The following is a 14,867-nucleotide window of genomic DNA, read 5'->3' as shown; positions in this document are numbered from 1 at the left end:
ACCATAGGTCCCATAGGACTTATAGGACCTATTTGATAGCTCTATAAAAAAAGCGCCCTGCGGTCACTCGACCCCAGGGCGCTTCTTTAACAACTAACTAAGGGACTACGCGGCTTCACCGTCATCCTCGCCCGCATCGCCTTCCGATGCCTCGTCCTCCTGTTTCGCCTTCGGCTTTACCGACGACTTCTTGGCGGACTTCTCGAAAACCGGCTCGGCTTTTCCTTCCACCACATCTTCATCGATGATGATGGTGCCCATCTCGTCGTGGCCAGGCACGTCGTACATGACGTCGAGCATCAGGGTCTCAAGGATGGAACGGAGCGCACGGGCACCGGTGCCGCGCTTGATGGCTTCTTCAGCCAAGGCCTTGAGTCCGCTCTCGGTGATCTTGAGGTCGACACCCTCCATCGCCAACAACTTGCGGTACTGCTTCACCATCGCATTTTTCGGCTCGGTGAGAATGCGGACCAAGTCCTCGCTGCTGAGCGGGTGCAAGGTGGTGGTAACCGGGATACGACCGATGAATTCAGGGATCAGGCCGAACTGCAGCATGTCCTCAGGCTGTACTTTGCTGAGCAACTCAGCCGGAGTCAGTTCCTGGGCTCGCTTGCTCTTCTCCGCTCCGAAGCCGAGCACATTGTGGCCGAGTCGGCTCTGGATGATTTCTTCGAGACCAACGAAGGCACCACCGCAGATGAAGAGAATGTTCTCTGTGTTCACCTGGATGTACTCCTGCTGTGGGTGCTTGCGGCCGCCTTGTGGTGGCACGTTGCACACGGTTCCCTCGAGGATCTTGAGCAATGCCTGCTGCACGCCTTCGCCGGACACGTCACGGGTGATCGAAACGTTCTGGGTCTTGCGGCCGATCTTGTCGATCTCGTCGACGTAGATGATGCCGCGCTCGGCCTTGGCCACGTCGTAATCGGCGGCCTGGAGCAAGCGCAGGATGATGTTCTCCACGTCTTCGCCCACGTAACCGGCTTCGGTCAGAGTGGTGGCGTCGACAATGCAGAATGGCACGTCGAGCGTGCGCGCCAGAGTGCGGGCGAGCAAGGTCTTACCCGAGCCAGTCGAGCCGAGCAGCATCACGTTGCTCTTCTCTAACTCAACATCCGAGAACTCAGCGGATCCTTCCACTTCGTCGATCAACGAGTCCTTGCGGCCGAAGATACGCTTGTAATGGTTGTGTACCGCCACCGAAAGCACACGCTTCGGTGCGTCCTGACCGATCACGTGCTTGTCGAGCTCCGCCTTGATCGCCGCTGGTGCCGGCAATTCAAAGCCTGGATCTTCAAACTCCTGGCCTGCTTCCTTCAGCTCCTTCTCCAGAATGGAACCGCAAACGTCAATGCACTCGTCGCAGATGTAAACACCTGGACCAGCAATGAGCTTGCGGACTTCCGACTGGCTCTTGCCACAGAAGCTGCACATGGTGAGATTGGATGGACGCGCCATAATTCTTTCTGATCAATCGTCGGGATGGGGTTGGGGCTGTGAAGCCGCGGCATCAGTGCCAGTGGCTCCGGGGATCGCCACGCCCTCCCGCAGGCGTGGCGTCCCAATTGGTTTGAGTCTTGAGAACGCTTACTTCTTCTCGTCAGCGTCTTCTTTGTTGACCAACACCTGGTCGACGAGCCCGTAGGCCGCGCCTTCCTCGGCGGTCATGTAGTTGTCACGATCGGAGTCGCGCTCGATTTCTTCGATGGTCTTGCCTGTGTGCTTGGCAAGGATCGCGTTGAGACGCTTCTTGAGCGAGTACATGAACTCAACGGTCCGCTCGACGTCGCTGGCGGTACCCTGGGCACCACCGGAAACCTGGTGGATCATGATATGCGAGTTCGGCAATGCGAAGCGCTTGCCCTTGGTACCAGCGGTAAGCAACACCGAGCCCATGCTCGCCGCCATGCCCATGCAGTACGTGTTCACATCACACGAGATGAACTGCATCGTGTCGTAGATCGCGAGACCTGCGGTCACCGATCCACCCGGCGAGTTGATGTAGATGCTGATGTCCTTCGACGGATCCTGCATCTGCAAATAAAGCATCTGAGCGATGACATAGTTGGCAAGAGGATCGGAGATCTGCTCGCCGATGAAAATGATGCGGTCCTTGAGCAAGCGCGACAACAAGTCGAACTGGATCAAGCTGCCACCTTCCTTCTCAATCACGCTGACACCCTGCACCTGGGCGGCACGGCTGCCGATCTCGCGCATGTGCGGCGGGAGGAGGAGGGATCCGGCAGGAGCCGCGCCGGACGACGGAGAATTGATGATTTCTGACATGGTGGATTAAATGGGTGAGTTCTTCGCTGGTGTAAAGGATGGATTCTTTCTGATACGCCATCCGCGGCGGATTGGCTCTGAAAACCGGGATCCCATCCTGCGCACGAGATGGGGCGTTTACCAAGCGAGGATTCGTTGAGGTTTTTTGCCAACTTCGAGTCATCGGTGGCCCGCCTGCCCGGCAGAGTCTCCGATCGTGCCGCCACAATACGCAATCACCGGTTGCCCGAAAGGACAACCGGTGACCATAGGCCGCGCGGATTCAGGCCGCGCGCCAAATTGATTCAAACTTAGGCGTCAGCGTCTGCTGGCGCATCGTTCACGGTGACGTTCTTCTTGAGGAAGTCGATCACCTTGCCGATGAGAATCTGGTGGCGAATGGTGCCCACCTGGTTGTTCTTCTGGATCTCTTTGACCAGCTTCTTGACCTGCTTGCCGGAACGCTGGGCTTCAGCAGCCACTGCCTGCATCAGGTCGTTGTCGCTGACTTCGATCTTCTCAGCTTCAGCGATCTTCTCGAGGATGAACGACGACTTCACGCCGACCTTCGCCTGTGTGGTTGCTGCCTCAAGAATCTCTTCCTGCTGAGCGGCAATCGCGTCGGCGTCCATTCCCTGGGTCTGGCCGCGGCGAACCATTTCGTCCACACGACGCTGGGTCTCACGTGCCACGACGTCTTCTGGAAGCTCGGTCTCAACGGCTTCGTCGAGCTTGGCAACCACCTGGTCGACGATCGCGCTGTTGCGTGCCTGCTCGGCCTGGTCTTCCAAGTTTTCGCGGATCAGTGCCTTGATGTCCTCGAGGGTCTTCTCAGGCATCAGCTTGGCTGCGAACTCGTCGTTGATCTCAGGAAGCTTCTGCTCCTTGATGCCGGTGATTTCCACGCTGTAGATCACTTCCTTGCCGCGGAGGCTCTCAAGTGGGAAGTCGTCGGCAACGGTGATTTCCACCTTCTCGTTCTTGCCGCCCTTTTCCAGGTCGATGAGCTGACCGCAGAAACCTGGCATGAACGACTCTTCGTCCATCTTGATCCAGTGGTCTTCGCGACCTGCAATGAAATCGGTCACCTTTGGCTCGGCTTCCTTGAGTGGCTTGCCGTCGAGAGTCGCGGTGTAGTTGATGATCGCGATGTCGCCCATGGCAACCGCACGGTCTTCCACGTCAGCGTACTCAGCGAAACGCTCGGCCAGGTTGTCGAGTTCCTCGGCGATGCGCTCGTCGGTGATCTCTTCCTTGGCGACTTCAACAGTGATGTTCTTGTAGTCAGGAAGCTCGAACTCAGGCTCGAGGGTCACGGTAGCCACATAGCTGAAGGATCCGTCTTCGTTGAACTGGTCGTCGTTGATCTGGGTCACGTTGAGCACGTTGAGCTTGTTCTCGCTCACTGCCTCGTCGAGACCACCACGGAGAAGGTCGTCGCGGAGCTGACCTTCGATCTCGCCCTTGAACCGCTTGGCAACCACGGCATCAGGAGCCTTGCCAGGACGGAAGCCTGGGATCTTGGCGTGCTGCTTGTAACCGGCAGTGATGGTCGAACGCTTGTTCTTCACTTCTTCGGCGGTCACTTCTACGCGCACTTCCGCCTCACAATTTGGTTTTTTATCTACCTGGATGTTCATGGGAAATCATGTCCTGGCGCAAATTTCACGCCGTGAGAGAGTTATATCTCAGCCACACGTTGTGGCAGAGGGACGTGAACCTAGAAGAGAAATCCCGCCCGCGCAACCGCAGATGGTGAGAATGAAACGACGGCTCCACAATGGGGAATTTCCGCCAAAACCACGCAATCACACCGCACCTTCTCCGCCCACATCAAGCCGCACCCGATCTCCGCCCAATCCCCCATCCTCTCTTCGTGGCTTTTATGCCTCTTCGTTGCTATCCCAACCGCCTCCGCCTCTAATCAAAAGCCGCGATCCTCGGCGCACTCCCACACCACCGCATCCCCTCTTTGGGTCTTCGGGTCTTTGCGTGAGCCTGTCCTATCTGCAACTCCGATTTGGATATCGATATCGATGAGGATTCCAGCAGCGCGCTGTCCCGCGACCACGGCATCCGCAAGGGGCGCAAACCACTAGCTCCATCTCGTGACAGGAGATCGCAAACCAGCCCAGTGTGACAGGAGCTTCAGGCGACCACACTCTGGGGAACCCGCCACACCACAGATCTGGCCAAGCGTGCGGCGCAAATCCACCAATCACAGCCACCCGCAGGCCAGGCTTAACCTCCGACCAATCCCCCATCCTCTTTTCGTGGCTTTTGTGCATTTTCGTGGCCATCCCAACCGGCTCCGCCTCCAATCAAAAGCAGCGATCCTCGCCGCACTCCCATACCACCACATCTTCGCTTTGGGTCTTCGGGTCTTTGCGTGAGCCTGTCCTATCAGCAACTCCGATCACCGCTCTTCTGGGGCGCGATGAACAACATCCCCGCCCGCCGACGCACGCACAGCCCCGCCTTCACATTCACCTTGGCCGGACGGTCCGTGGCCATTGCCACCTCATCCACAGCCAACACGTCGCGACGCGATACATCCGGCACCCCGCATGCAGCCAGCCACCGCAACGCCACACGCGCCCGCAACGCCAGGTCCAACTCCCGCAGCCCAACCACCATCAGTGCCAGCGATCCCTCCACAGCATCCTCCGGAGCGTCACGCCGTAAACGTTCCAGCTCACGCTCAGCCAACGATTCCAAAAACGCCTCGTCGGCACGGGCAATCTCCGCATGCCGTATCAGCGCCGGCACCACGTCTCGCTCCATCAATTCCGACAACAGAGGCAGAGCCTCATGCCGGATCCGGTTGCGCGTGAAATCCAGCGATTGGTTCGATGCGTCGTCACAAAACGGCACGCCATGCACAGCAGCGAATGCCACCAAATCGTCACGGCGCACCGACAACAACGGCCGCAATAAACTCACGTCCTCCGCCCCCGGTACGGTGCTGGTTTCCGCCATCCCGCCGGCAGCCGCCAGCCCCCCACCCCGCAACAAATTAAAGAGCACCGTCTCCGCCTGGTCGTCGGCATGATGACCGACCACGACCACCGCAGCCCCACGAGCACGCGCCACATCGGCCAGCCACTCATAGCGCATCCGCCGCGCCACTTGCTCGACCGATCCGCCTCCCGCCGCTACCGCCGCAGCCACATCGCCACGCCCCGATTCAAAACGACACCCCAGTTTCGCCGCATACACCCCGACCATCGCCAAATCGCCGGCACTCTCGGCTCGCAACTGATGGTCAAAACTTGCCGCCACCACGAGCTCGGAGCCCAGCAGGTCCACCGCCACCGACAGCAAAACCATCGAATCCACACCTCCAGAGACGGCAACCACCAGCGGCCCCGGCGACGACTGGAAAATCCCGCACCGCTCAAATGCGGCGCGCGCTGACTCCACCACCGTCATGCTTAATTCTCAAGTGACGCGTAATACATCCGCACCAACTCCGCTACCCGGTCACGGGTGACGTGTTCGTAGAAGTCCGAATCTTCCACCTCAGTCGGAATCGCCCCGAGAAACTTCTTCGACTTCGACTTCGCATGCAGCACATCAAAGCAATCGCTATGCGGGTCCGCCCGGTAAACATGAATGCCATTGCTGGTCCCCATGTTCACTCCAATGCCCCATGGGCAAAAGGTCTGGCGATCCTTCCAAGCCTCGCGCCCCGCCTCATCCAGCTCCTCAAGGTCGAGATCATCCAAAAATCGAAGAAATGCATTCGCATCGGGAAGATCCATTTCCGTCTTCGAATGGTCAGAGAGCTGTAGCCAGGCGTTCATGCGTCTATCAATGCGCCCAACCGAGCCCGGTAGCAAGATCCGTCCGCAGATGATGAGGATGTCGCGGGATAATCATGGATGGTCTGTCCACAGATTGGCAGGATGGCGAAGATATTCGGCTGCGCCGAGAGTGCCCACGGTCGCGAACACCCACTCAAACAGCAAATGAACTCCGGCAAAGACAGCCGCCCCAGATATTCTGGTATCTCACGGATCTTCGTCGCCCCACACCCGGCTCCGCCTCCAATCGAAAGCAGCGATTCTCGCCGCACTCCCACACCTTCGTGCTCTTCGCGTCCTTCGTGGTTTCAAACCACCAAGTCCTAAGGTGAACTTCCCGTCATCACCATCGATTGCTCTGAGGATCCCAGCCCCCATCTGTGACCATCCGCGCCCATCTGTGGCTCACTTCAGCCGGTAATGCCCCGTAAGCGGAAACTCAAACAACCGGTCCTCCTCCCGCGCGCCGCCTCCGATATTATGAATAATCAGCGGCACACCCTCGGAGTTCTTCCGATTACTAACAATCATGATGTGAGGAAGATGCGGCGGCACGGTGCACGTCACCAGATCCCCCGGCAGGTAGTCTGCCGCATTCTTGGTCACCGGCAGCGCATAGCCCATCCGTTTGAAGTAGGTCATCAAATTCGGCACGCGCCGATGGTCGATATTCTTATCCGGCCGCTTGAGCCCCCAGATTTTCGGGTAGCTCGAAAAATTCTTCTTCATGTCCTCGTGGACGCGCTTTTGCAGGTCTCTCTCCAAACCGGCACGCAGTGCGCGGATCACCACATCCGTGCAAACCCCAGTCTCCATCGGCACGTCACCATTCGGGTAATCCAGCATACGATAAGCGGGGTCATAGCTCAGCGTCTTGCCCACCTGCGCCCGCGCGGCCTCCACCACCTTCGCTCCCTGGTCGGCCAACGAGATCGAAACACAGCAAACAAAGCAAATGAGAGGCAAAAACTTATTCATGGGCCACAGCATGCCGTGAATACGCAGTGCAACGCAAGACCCCAGAGAACGCGAACTAACACCGCATCCAAACACCAGCCGCTCACAACGGATCAAACCTCAACGGCATCCCGTGCGCGGGCGGAAGTGTGATGCCGGCAAACGGACGGATCACCGCGCCGTCGACAGGCCGCACCCGGAAGCGCTGGAGCACCATCGCCAAAATCACCTTCGCCTCGATCATCGCAAACTCATTGCCCACGCAGAACCGCTGACCACCGCCAAAGGGCATGAACGCCGGGTTGTGCCCGCTCTCAAACCTCGACGGATCAAACACGTCCGGTTGCTCCCAGAATCCCGGATGACCGTGCATCGTCCACGGACTCACCACCACTCCGGAGCCCCGCGGAATGTGAAACCCAGCAATCTCATCGTCTGCAATCGCCCGCCGCTCGATGATCCAAATCGGAGGGAAAAGCCTCATCGATTCGTGCACTACGCGCGTCAGCAACTCAAGCCGCGCCAGGTCATCGACCACCGGCGGGCGCCCACCTAACACACTCGCTACTTCATCGCGCACATCCTCCTGAATCTCCGGATGAGTCGCTAGCAAATGCAGCGTCCAGCTCAACGCGTTGGCCGTGGTTTCATGCCCCGCGATCAGCAAAGTAATCGTTTCATTGCGCACATCACGCAGCGTCATGCGTTGACCGCTGGCGTCGTCCGCCACGCGCAACAGCATCGATAGCAAATCATCGTACCGATCACTCTGACGGTGCGAATCGATCAGCTCATAGACCATCCGGTCCATCTCAGCGAGCGCCGTGCGGAAGCGACGGTTCTCCGCAGTAGGCACCCATGATGGCAGGTTCACCACACGGCGCAGGCGCTCAAAGCTAATGTCCATCAACGAACGCATAACCGGCTCCATCTCCGACGCGCCGACTCTCACGTCGGTAGAGAACAACGCCCGCGCCACGATCGTGTAGGTCAAACGAGTCATCTCCGATGCAGCATCCCGTTGCCGCTCCGCCTCACGCTCCCAGCCGTCTAGCAACGTTCCGCACGAATCCACCATGAGCGTAGTGAACTCCTGCACACATCCCTTGCGAAATGCGGGGCGGATCAGATCACGCCGCCGTCTCCATTCTGCGCCGTTGGTCGTGAGCAAACTGTCACCACAGATGCGGCGCAGGTGACTGCTACTGCGTGTATCCTTGTCGTAGTTCGCCTGATGGGATTGCAGCACGTGCGCCACGTGGTCCGGGTGGTTGACCAAATGCTCGACCATCGGTCCCAGCCGGAACCGCACGACATCACCATACTCGCGAACCGCCCGCTCCAGCAGCCCCAATGGATCGGCGATGAATTCCTTCAAGTTCCCAAGCACCACCCCACCGCGGGGACCTGGCGCGCGCCGGTTGCTTGCAACCACGCGCCTCATTCCGCGTACCCCCAGCGCTCCAGGTTTCTCCCCCACGCCGCGGCAACCCGCGCCCGATCCGCCTCATCCAATCCGGTGTAGCGGTTCTTTTTGTATCCCTTCAACGTGTCCAAATATCGACGCATCTTAGGCTCGGCGGTCTCAAACCCATCCAACCCCAACGACTCGTATATCCCCTGCATCACCCCGATCGGATCCCGCTCGAGATCCGCATACGCCACCTCGAGGAACCGCCCCTCGGGGATCATTCCAACCTGCGCATCATACGCCTCGTAGAGCGCCCGGTAGCGGTTGATAATGATATCGCGCACCTGGGATCGATCCGGCTTCTGCAAATACGAATACCAAACCGCCGTGTCGTAGTAATGCAGCGTCGATTGAAACACATCGTACGGGTTGCGATGAATGTGGACGAAGCGCGCTCCCGGAAAGGTCTCTAGCAACAATCGGATCCTAGCCGTGTGGGCAGGTGTCTTGAGCAAGATCGGACGCTGGTACTTCAAGGTCAGCTTTTTGACAAAACGCCGCATCGACTCCTGCCAATGAGCGATCTCGTGCTCAGCAACCCCGTCAAAGGTCAGGTAACGCTCGTAATGCTCGAAGTTGCGCGGAAAACAAATCCCAAGATACGGTGAGAGCAGCGTCGTGAGACAGGGCGCAAACTCGTCCTCCTGCGGTGACTGAAACGACAGCTCCATGTTGTCCATCAACCGCTTCTCAGGCAACAAACGGGCAAACCGTTTTGTGTTCACCTCCTCGGTGACGAGAAAGGTTTCCGGGTTCACCACCTGGTAGGTATTGGGAAATGCGAACCCATCATCATCCTGAGCCATCAGGTTGTGCAAATGCGTGGTGCCACTGCGCCAGTGACCGATGATGAAAACCGGCGGCTGCGTGATCTCCGTGGCCTCAACCGCCTCACCGAACAACCTGCGTTCTTTGCGTGCGGCTAGCGAGTTCATCACACTCAAACCCGACACCATCGCCGCACGGTGCCAATACGCCGGACTCACCGCAAACCGGTTTTCCAGCAACAACCGCCACCACATCTTGGCAGTCAGACCATTGAGAAAGTTATGCGTTACAGACCACCGATGCTTCAGCTTCACAGCGAAGCAGTGGATAACAATCGCCAATCATTAGCAAGCCTCCTCATCTCCCGAGTGCGCACGCCGAATCGATGGTCGTTATCTTTATCCCTATCCAAATCCTTATCGAATGCGCTGCGCTCGACGAGGGATGGTTCGAACGCCGAACGGATGACGGAGCTCCTCGCATCAACGACAAAAGTGTCGTTGCCCCATCGATAAATGGCTGCTGTCCGTGTTGCGATGGATCGACCACACTCCTGTGGGCGGAGCGGGATCGGCGTGCGGCTCACGTCATTCCGAGCGGTTCACCGCACCCCACACCAAATCCCATCAATCCTGAAATCAGTGGAAAAACAACCACAACCAGAGGTAACCGCCCCACCATCCCCGTTTTCGTGGCTTTTTGTGGCCATCCCCACCGATTCCGCCCCCACCATCATCTGTGCAAATCCGTGCCCATCTGTGGCCGCTACTTCGCATCCTCCCAGTAAAACTCATCGGCATCAGGGATGGTCACTCCTTCATCAGTCACGACCCGCACACTGATCGCGCCCCAGTCCTCGATCTTGGCCGCAGCCGCCTCCGCCCCCGCAACGCAGGCCGCGGTCGCCAACGCATCACTGAGCGTCGCATTCGCTGCAATCACCGTGGCGGCGATCGGCTGCGTCAGACCCAGCCCTGTCTTGGGGTCGAGAATATGCGAGTAAGTCACCCCATCGATGACCACATTTTGATACAGCGCGCCAGATGTCGAAACACCCGCATTCACCGCCAAAATCGTAAGGTCATCTTGGTCCGGACGCGCGGTCCGGATGGTTACCGGCCAGCCCATTCGTCCTGGTGGTGCCACGCCCACCCGCACATCGCCGCCGGCCACAATGGCGGACCGCGGGTACCCAGCTGCCTTGAGGTGGTCGAACATTCGATCGGCCGCGTAGCCTTTGGCCATCCCGCCCAAATCCAAATGTGGTAACGCCCCATCGTTCTTGTCCAGTGAAAAGAGGGACGTCTTGTTATGCCACCCCCTTACGCCATCCAATCCGCTGTGATGCAAAGCATGAGCCAGCGCATCAGGATCAGGAAGTTCACGCGTCTTTACCGACTCCCGCCACAGTACGGTCAGTCGGCCCAAACCTGGATCGTACGCTCCATCAGTCACCTTCATCAGGCGCTCTGCTTCACGCACGATGGGCGCAAACGTAACCGACAGACGTCCCCCATGTCGTATATTCAACCCTCGCAGCTCACTACTTGATTTATAATCCGACGCCACGTCGTCGATCTGCGTAGCAATCGCGAACGCCTGATCAATCGCGGCCTCCACCTTCTCACGCTGCGCTCCTTCCGGCGGGTAAACCACCACCTTGAAAAGCGTCCCCATCAGCGGGCACTCAGCCACCACCGGTTCTGCAGCGTACGCCACAGCGATCAGCGCGACCCACCAGACCAGAGCTAGCGAAACAATTTTCATCGATCTATCGGCCACTGTACGCCGGCCTACCATTCGCCCGGTCCTGTGTTCCAATACTTCTCCCGCTCGGCCTGCGTCTTCGGCGGGTTCAGCGGGCGCACCACGCGGAAGCCGAGCCACGGCGCGTCGGTGTGGTACCAGATCGACTTCGGAATCTGCGGGTCCTGCACTTTCCAAACGGGATCCGATGCGAGTCTGGCGGCGCTACGCGTTTCCTCCGGCTCCGAATCCCAATGCCCGCCGCGCACGACTCTCGGGTACCGCTGCGTCGCTACATTCCACGGATTGGTCGCCGCTTCCGCTGGGTAACCATCCGCCGTGTAGGCATCGAGGCACCACTCCGCCACATTGCCGTGCATATCGTAGAGCCCCCATGCGTTGGGCTTCTTCTGCTTCACCGGCTGGTACTCGTAGTCGCTGTTGCCGGCATGCCAGGCGTACTCATCGAGCAGCTCCGGATCATCACCAAACGACCACGCACTCGTGCTGCCCGCTCGGCATGCGTATTCCCACTCCGCCTCGGTCGGCAAGCGGTAGAACTCACCGGTCTGCGCGCTCAGCCATTCGCAAAACTTACTCGCCGCATGCTGGGTCATCCCGATCGCCGGATACGTTCCAGAATACCCACCTGTCCCCATGGAAAAGTGCATCGGCGAGTACGGCGGCGTCGGCTGGCTCACCAGCTCCTCCGGCTTCGAATCTGCGGACGGCTTACGTTTCAGCGATCCATCCTTATGGCGCGCTTTTCCGTTGTCCATGAACTTCTGGTACAGCGCCCAGGTGACCTCGGATTCGCTCATCCAAAAGGCATCGAGCGTGACCTCGCGCTGTGGCGATTCATCCTCATTGCGTCCGACCTCATCCTGCGGTGACCCCATCACAAACTTCCCCGATGGGATCGGCACCATGGTGAGAAAGCGCCGCTTTCCAGCCGCCGGCACCGGTACGGTATAACGCTTCATCTCCGCTTCATCCGGAGCATCATTGGTCTCAGGAACCGCAAGAGCAGGCGGAGTGCAGACAATTTCGTCCACTGCGCGCATCGGCGGAGTGGCCACGTTCTCCTTCGCAGCTTGAGCCGCACGCTCCGGCTCGCCGCACCCGGCCAACAGCAAAGCCGCGGCCAGTCCCATGTGCAATTGATAGCCCCGTCGCTTCTCCATCGTCCTTATCCCAGTTCGTAGGTTCCTGGCACTGCCACCGGCTGCGGAGCGAAGCTGGCATCGAGGTCCAGCTTTTCCGGTCCCAGTTTTTGCTCCGAGTTCCACATCTGCTCCCACGTGATGCGCTGGCCAGTGCGTGCCGCCTCGCGCCCCATTAATGCCATCATGGTCATATTCGCCACGTACTCGCCGTGGTCGATCTGACGGCCCTCACGCAGCGCGGAAAACAAATCAACGTGCGTCTCATCGTACATGTTGGTGCGCTTCGCCTTGGCCCGCCAGATACGTTTGCCTTGTGGATCCATTGCCATCACGCGGTTTGGCGCGACGAACGTGGCATCAGTGCAAAAAACACGGTCCGTGATCTCGCCATAGGTTCCGTTCCACTGGCGCGAAACCACCTGGCCAAAACGCTGCCCCTCGAACTCATAGCTCACGCTGTAGTTGTCGAAGGTATTGCCCGGATCGTCGGCAGCGGTGCGGCCACCCGTTGCCACAGCCGCCACGGGGAGTGCGTTGTTCATCGCCCACGACAGCTTGTCCGCCGTATGGATGCCCTGCTCGACCAAACATCCACCGGAGAGCCAGTCGTACGCCATCCAGTTGCGGATTTGCCATTCCACATCGCCCATCCCATCTGGGCGGGCGTCCACCGGCTGATGCACTTTCGGAGGAGTCGACAAAAACGTCCCATAGACCGAAACCACACGGCCAAAATCACCGGCGATCACTTTGCCATACCCTTCCTGCACCGGCGCGTCAAAACGCCAGCACAAACCGTGCTGCACGGACAATCCCTTCGCCTTCGCCCGCTTGGCCGACTCCAAAACCGACTTCACGCCCGCCACATCCACCGCCACCGGCTTCTCCACGAACAAATGCTTCCCCGCCTCGACCATCGCCTCCATGTGCTTGGGCCGGAACCCAGGAGGCGACGCCAGCAACACGACATCCACATCGGAATCCGCCATCTTGAGGTAGCTGTCGAGCCCAATGAACTTGCGCGCCGCATCCACTTGCACACGCTCGGCATACCGCTGGTTCACCCGCTCGAGCGATGCCTCCACCTGCTCGGGAAACACATCCGCGACCGCCCACAGAACCACCTTCGGGTCCGCCTTGAGCGCGTTGAAAACCGCACCCGTCCCGCGTCCGCCGCAGCCCACCACACCAATCTTCAGCACGCGGTCGTCCGATGCCTGGGCACGCACAATAGCAGGCGCAGCCAGAGCCAGCGCACCGGCACCTGCCAATTTGAGGAAGTGACGCCGCGGCATCGCGTGAGGAGAGGTAGTAAGATCGGTACTCATATCCATCTGGGGCGTGCAATTAGAGTCGCCCTAGTAAGAGCGGGATCAAGTGCTCCTTTCAATCAACGACTTACCTGCCAGTCCCGGATTGGCTCAAACTCAAGCTCCGACTCCACCAATCCCTCGCTGAAGGCCAACGCGCAACATCCTCCCGACGGCCGTCCCTCACTCGCCCAAGCGCCTCTGAAAGAACCCCAAACCGCGATCCGTTCGGTTGCATCGGATCACCAGCCACCGCGCTTTCCACGCGCCCCCACTCTGCGCTACCCTTGGCCGAAACCAATCCCATCCACCTCTCATGGCACACCGTATCCTCTGCGTCGGCGCAGGCAACATGGGCCGCGCCCACGCCCTCGCCTACCACCACCTTCCCGAGTTTGAAATCGTCGGCATCTGCACCCGCTCGGCAGCATCCAGAGAATCACTGAACGACGAGCTCGGCGGAGGGTATCCGCTCTTCGACGACTTCCACGCGGCGCTCGCCGAGACCCGGCCCGACGCGGTTTCCATCTCGACCTACCCGGACACGCATTGCCAATACGCACTGGCCGCGCTTGAGGCTGGCTGCCACGTATTCATCGAAAAGCCGCTGGCCGAATCCGTCGCCGAAGCAGAGCAAATCGTCGCCGCCGCAAAAGCAGCCAACCGCAAACTCGTCATCGGCTACATCCTGCGCCACCACCCAAGCTGGCAAAAGTTCATCGAACTCGCACACGATCTCGGCAAGCCGCTGGTCATGCGCATGAACCTCAACCAGCAGTCGTCAGGCGCCACGTGGGAAACCCACAAGAACCTGCTCGCATCCATCAGCCCGGTCGTCGATTGCGGCGTCCACTACGTCGACGTCATGTGCCAAATGACCCGCTCACGTCCGGTGCGAGTGTCAGGCATCGGTGCCCGATTGTCCCCCGACCTGCCAGCCGATAAGATCAACTACGGCCAACTCCAGGTCACGTTCGAGGACGGGTCCGTCGGGTGGTACGAAGCCGGTTGGGGGCCGATGATGAGCCAAGCAGCGTTCTTCGTAAAAGATGTCGTCGGCCCAAATGGCAGCGTCACCATTGAAGCCAAATCCGCCGCGTCCGACGACGTGGAGGGGCACACAAAAACCACCGTCCTCCGCCGCCATTTCAGTGAGCTCGATGCCAACCAGCAATTCGCCCGCGAAGACAGCTGGATCACCACGGATGGCGAGCCCGACCACGACGGTCTCTGCCTGCGCGAACAGGAGTATTTCCACAATGCCATCGAGCAAGATGTCGACCTCAGCGACCACATGGAAGACGCGCTGAACTCAATGCGCATCGTCGCCGCCGCTGATCTTTCGTTCCGTACCGGCAAAACCATCGATCTTTAACTC

General features: G+C 59.2%; 12 protein-coding genes. 1 reads left to right on the top strand and 11 read right to left on the bottom strand.

Translation table 11 applies throughout. The features are described from left to right. Nucleotides 1-105: 105 nt before the first annotated feature. The 11 genes from clpX to G3M56_RS02035 form a co-directional block, all read right to left on the bottom strand. The gene (gene clpX / locus G3M56_RS02085) at nt 106-1,458 is read right to left on the bottom strand and encodes an ATP-dependent Clp protease ATP-binding subunit ClpX (RefSeq protein WP_164365197.1); all 1,353 of its coding nucleotides are present in this window, start codon (nt 1,456-1,458) and stop codon (nt 106-108) included. Between the two features lie 129 nt (nt 1,459-1,587). Next, nucleotides 1,588-2,217 (bottom strand): ATP-dependent Clp protease proteolytic subunit, encoded by a 630-nt coding sequence (locus tag G3M56_RS02080; protein WP_164365224.1) that lies wholly within the window; start codon nt 2,215-2,217, stop codon nt 1,588-1,590. A 359-nt stretch (nt 2,218-2,576) separates the two neighbouring features. After that, on the bottom strand, nt 2,577-3,905 hold the full coding sequence (gene tig, locus G3M56_RS02075) for a trigger factor (RefSeq protein ID WP_164365198.1): 1,329 nt from the start codon (nt 3,903-3,905) through the stop codon (nt 2,577-2,579). A gap of 763 nt (nt 3,906-4,668) precedes the next feature. Beyond that, a complete protein-coding gene (gene tilS / locus G3M56_RS02070; RefSeq protein WP_235203537.1) occupies nt 4,669-5,697 on the bottom strand; it encodes a tRNA lysidine(34) synthetase TilS in 1,029 nt (342 codons plus the stop codon). Nucleotides 5,698-5,699: 2 nt separating this feature from the next. Continuing rightward, nucleotides 5,700-6,071 (bottom strand): hypothetical protein, encoded by a 372-nt coding sequence (locus tag G3M56_RS02065; RefSeq protein ID WP_164365200.1) that lies wholly within the window; start codon nt 6,069-6,071, stop codon nt 5,700-5,702. A 405-nt stretch (nt 6,072-6,476) separates the two neighbouring features. Beyond that, complete coding sequence (locus tag G3M56_RS02060) at nt 6,477-7,049, bottom strand: DUF1287 domain-containing protein (protein ID WP_164365201.1); 573 nt, start codon at nt 7,047-7,049, stop codon at nt 6,477-6,479. An 82-nt stretch (nt 7,050-7,131) separates the two neighbouring features. Continuing rightward, the gene (locus G3M56_RS02055; protein ID WP_268840010.1) at nt 7,132-8,472 is read right to left on the bottom strand and encodes a cytochrome P450; all 1,341 of its coding nucleotides are present in this window, start codon (nt 8,470-8,472) and stop codon (nt 7,132-7,134) included. Continuing rightward, complete coding sequence (locus G3M56_RS02050; RefSeq protein ID WP_164365203.1) at nt 8,469-9,581, bottom strand: sulfotransferase family protein; 1,113 nt, start codon at nt 9,579-9,581, stop codon at nt 8,469-8,471. The genes G3M56_RS02055 and G3M56_RS02050 overlap by 4 nt, the downstream gene beginning before the upstream one ends. Nucleotides 9,582-10,032: 451 nt before the next feature. Next, nucleotides 10,033-11,034 (bottom strand): FAD:protein FMN transferase, encoded by a 1,002-nt coding sequence (locus G3M56_RS02045; RefSeq protein ID WP_164365204.1) that lies wholly within the window; start codon nt 11,032-11,034, stop codon nt 10,033-10,035. Between the two features lie 26 nt (nt 11,035-11,060). Then, a complete protein-coding gene (locus G3M56_RS02040) occupies nt 11,061-12,197 on the bottom strand; it encodes a formylglycine-generating enzyme family protein (protein WP_235203536.1) in 1,137 nt (378 codons plus the stop codon). Between the two features lie 5 nt (nt 12,198-12,202). Continuing rightward, nucleotides 12,203-13,507 (bottom strand): Gfo/Idh/MocA family protein, encoded by a 1,305-nt coding sequence (locus G3M56_RS02035; RefSeq protein WP_164365205.1) that lies wholly within the window; start codon nt 13,505-13,507, stop codon nt 12,203-12,205. 298 nt (nt 13,508-13,805) lie between these two features. Here G3M56_RS02035 and G3M56_RS02030 point away from each other — a divergent pair, with 298 nt between their 5' ends. Further along, entirely contained in the window at nt 13,806-14,864 is a 1,059-nt protein-coding gene (locus G3M56_RS02030) for a Gfo/Idh/MocA family protein (RefSeq protein ID WP_164365206.1), read from the top strand. Nucleotides 14,865-14,867 lie beyond the last annotated feature (3 nt).

This window comes from Sulfuriroseicoccus oceanibius (genome assembly GCF_010681825.2).
Lineage (GTDB): Bacteria > Verrucomicrobiota > Verrucomicrobiia > Verrucomicrobiales > SLCJ01 > Sulfuriroseicoccus > Sulfuriroseicoccus oceanibius.
This window is presented reverse-complemented; position numbering and strand designations above follow the sequence as displayed.

Coding starts and splice junctions, on each gene's coding strand:
- clpX (WP_164365197.1), bottom strand. CDS start 1,458: ATGGCGCGTCCATCCAATCTCACCATGTGCAGCTTCTGTGGCAAGAGC.
- G3M56_RS02080 (WP_164365224.1), bottom strand. CDS start 2,217: ATGCGCGAGATCGGCAGCCGTGCCGCCCAGGTGCAGGGTGTCAGCGTG.
- tig (WP_164365198.1), bottom strand. CDS start 3,905: ATGAACATCCAGGTAGATAAAAAACCAAATTGTGAGGCGGAAGTGCGC.
- tilS (WP_235203537.1), bottom strand. CDS start 5,697: ATGACGGTGGTGGAGTCAGCGCGCGCCGCATTTGAGCGGTGCGGGATT.
- G3M56_RS02065 (WP_164365200.1), bottom strand. CDS start 6,071: ATGAACGCCTGGCTACAGCTCTCTGACCATTCGAAGACGGAAATGGAT.
- G3M56_RS02060 (WP_164365201.1), bottom strand. CDS start 7,049: ATGAATAAGTTTTTGCCTCTCATTTGCTTTGTTTGCTGTGTTTCGATC.
- G3M56_RS02055 (WP_268840010.1), bottom strand. CDS start 8,472: ATGAGGCGCGTGGTTGCAAGCAACCGGCGCGCGCCAGGTCCCCGCGGT.
- G3M56_RS02045 (WP_164365204.1), bottom strand. CDS start 11,034: ATGAAAATTGTTTCGCTAGCTCTGGTCTGGTGGGTCGCGCTGATCGCT.
- G3M56_RS02040 (WP_235203536.1), bottom strand. CDS start 12,197: ATGGAGAAGCGACGGGGCTATCAATTGCACATGGGACTGGCCGCGGCT.
- G3M56_RS02035 (WP_164365205.1), bottom strand. CDS start 13,507: ATGAGTACCGATCTTACTACCTCTCCTCACGCGATGCCGCGGCGTCAC.
- G3M56_RS02030 (WP_164365206.1), top strand. CDS start 13,806: ATGGCACACCGTATCCTCTGCGTCGGCGCAGGCAACATGGGCCGCGCC.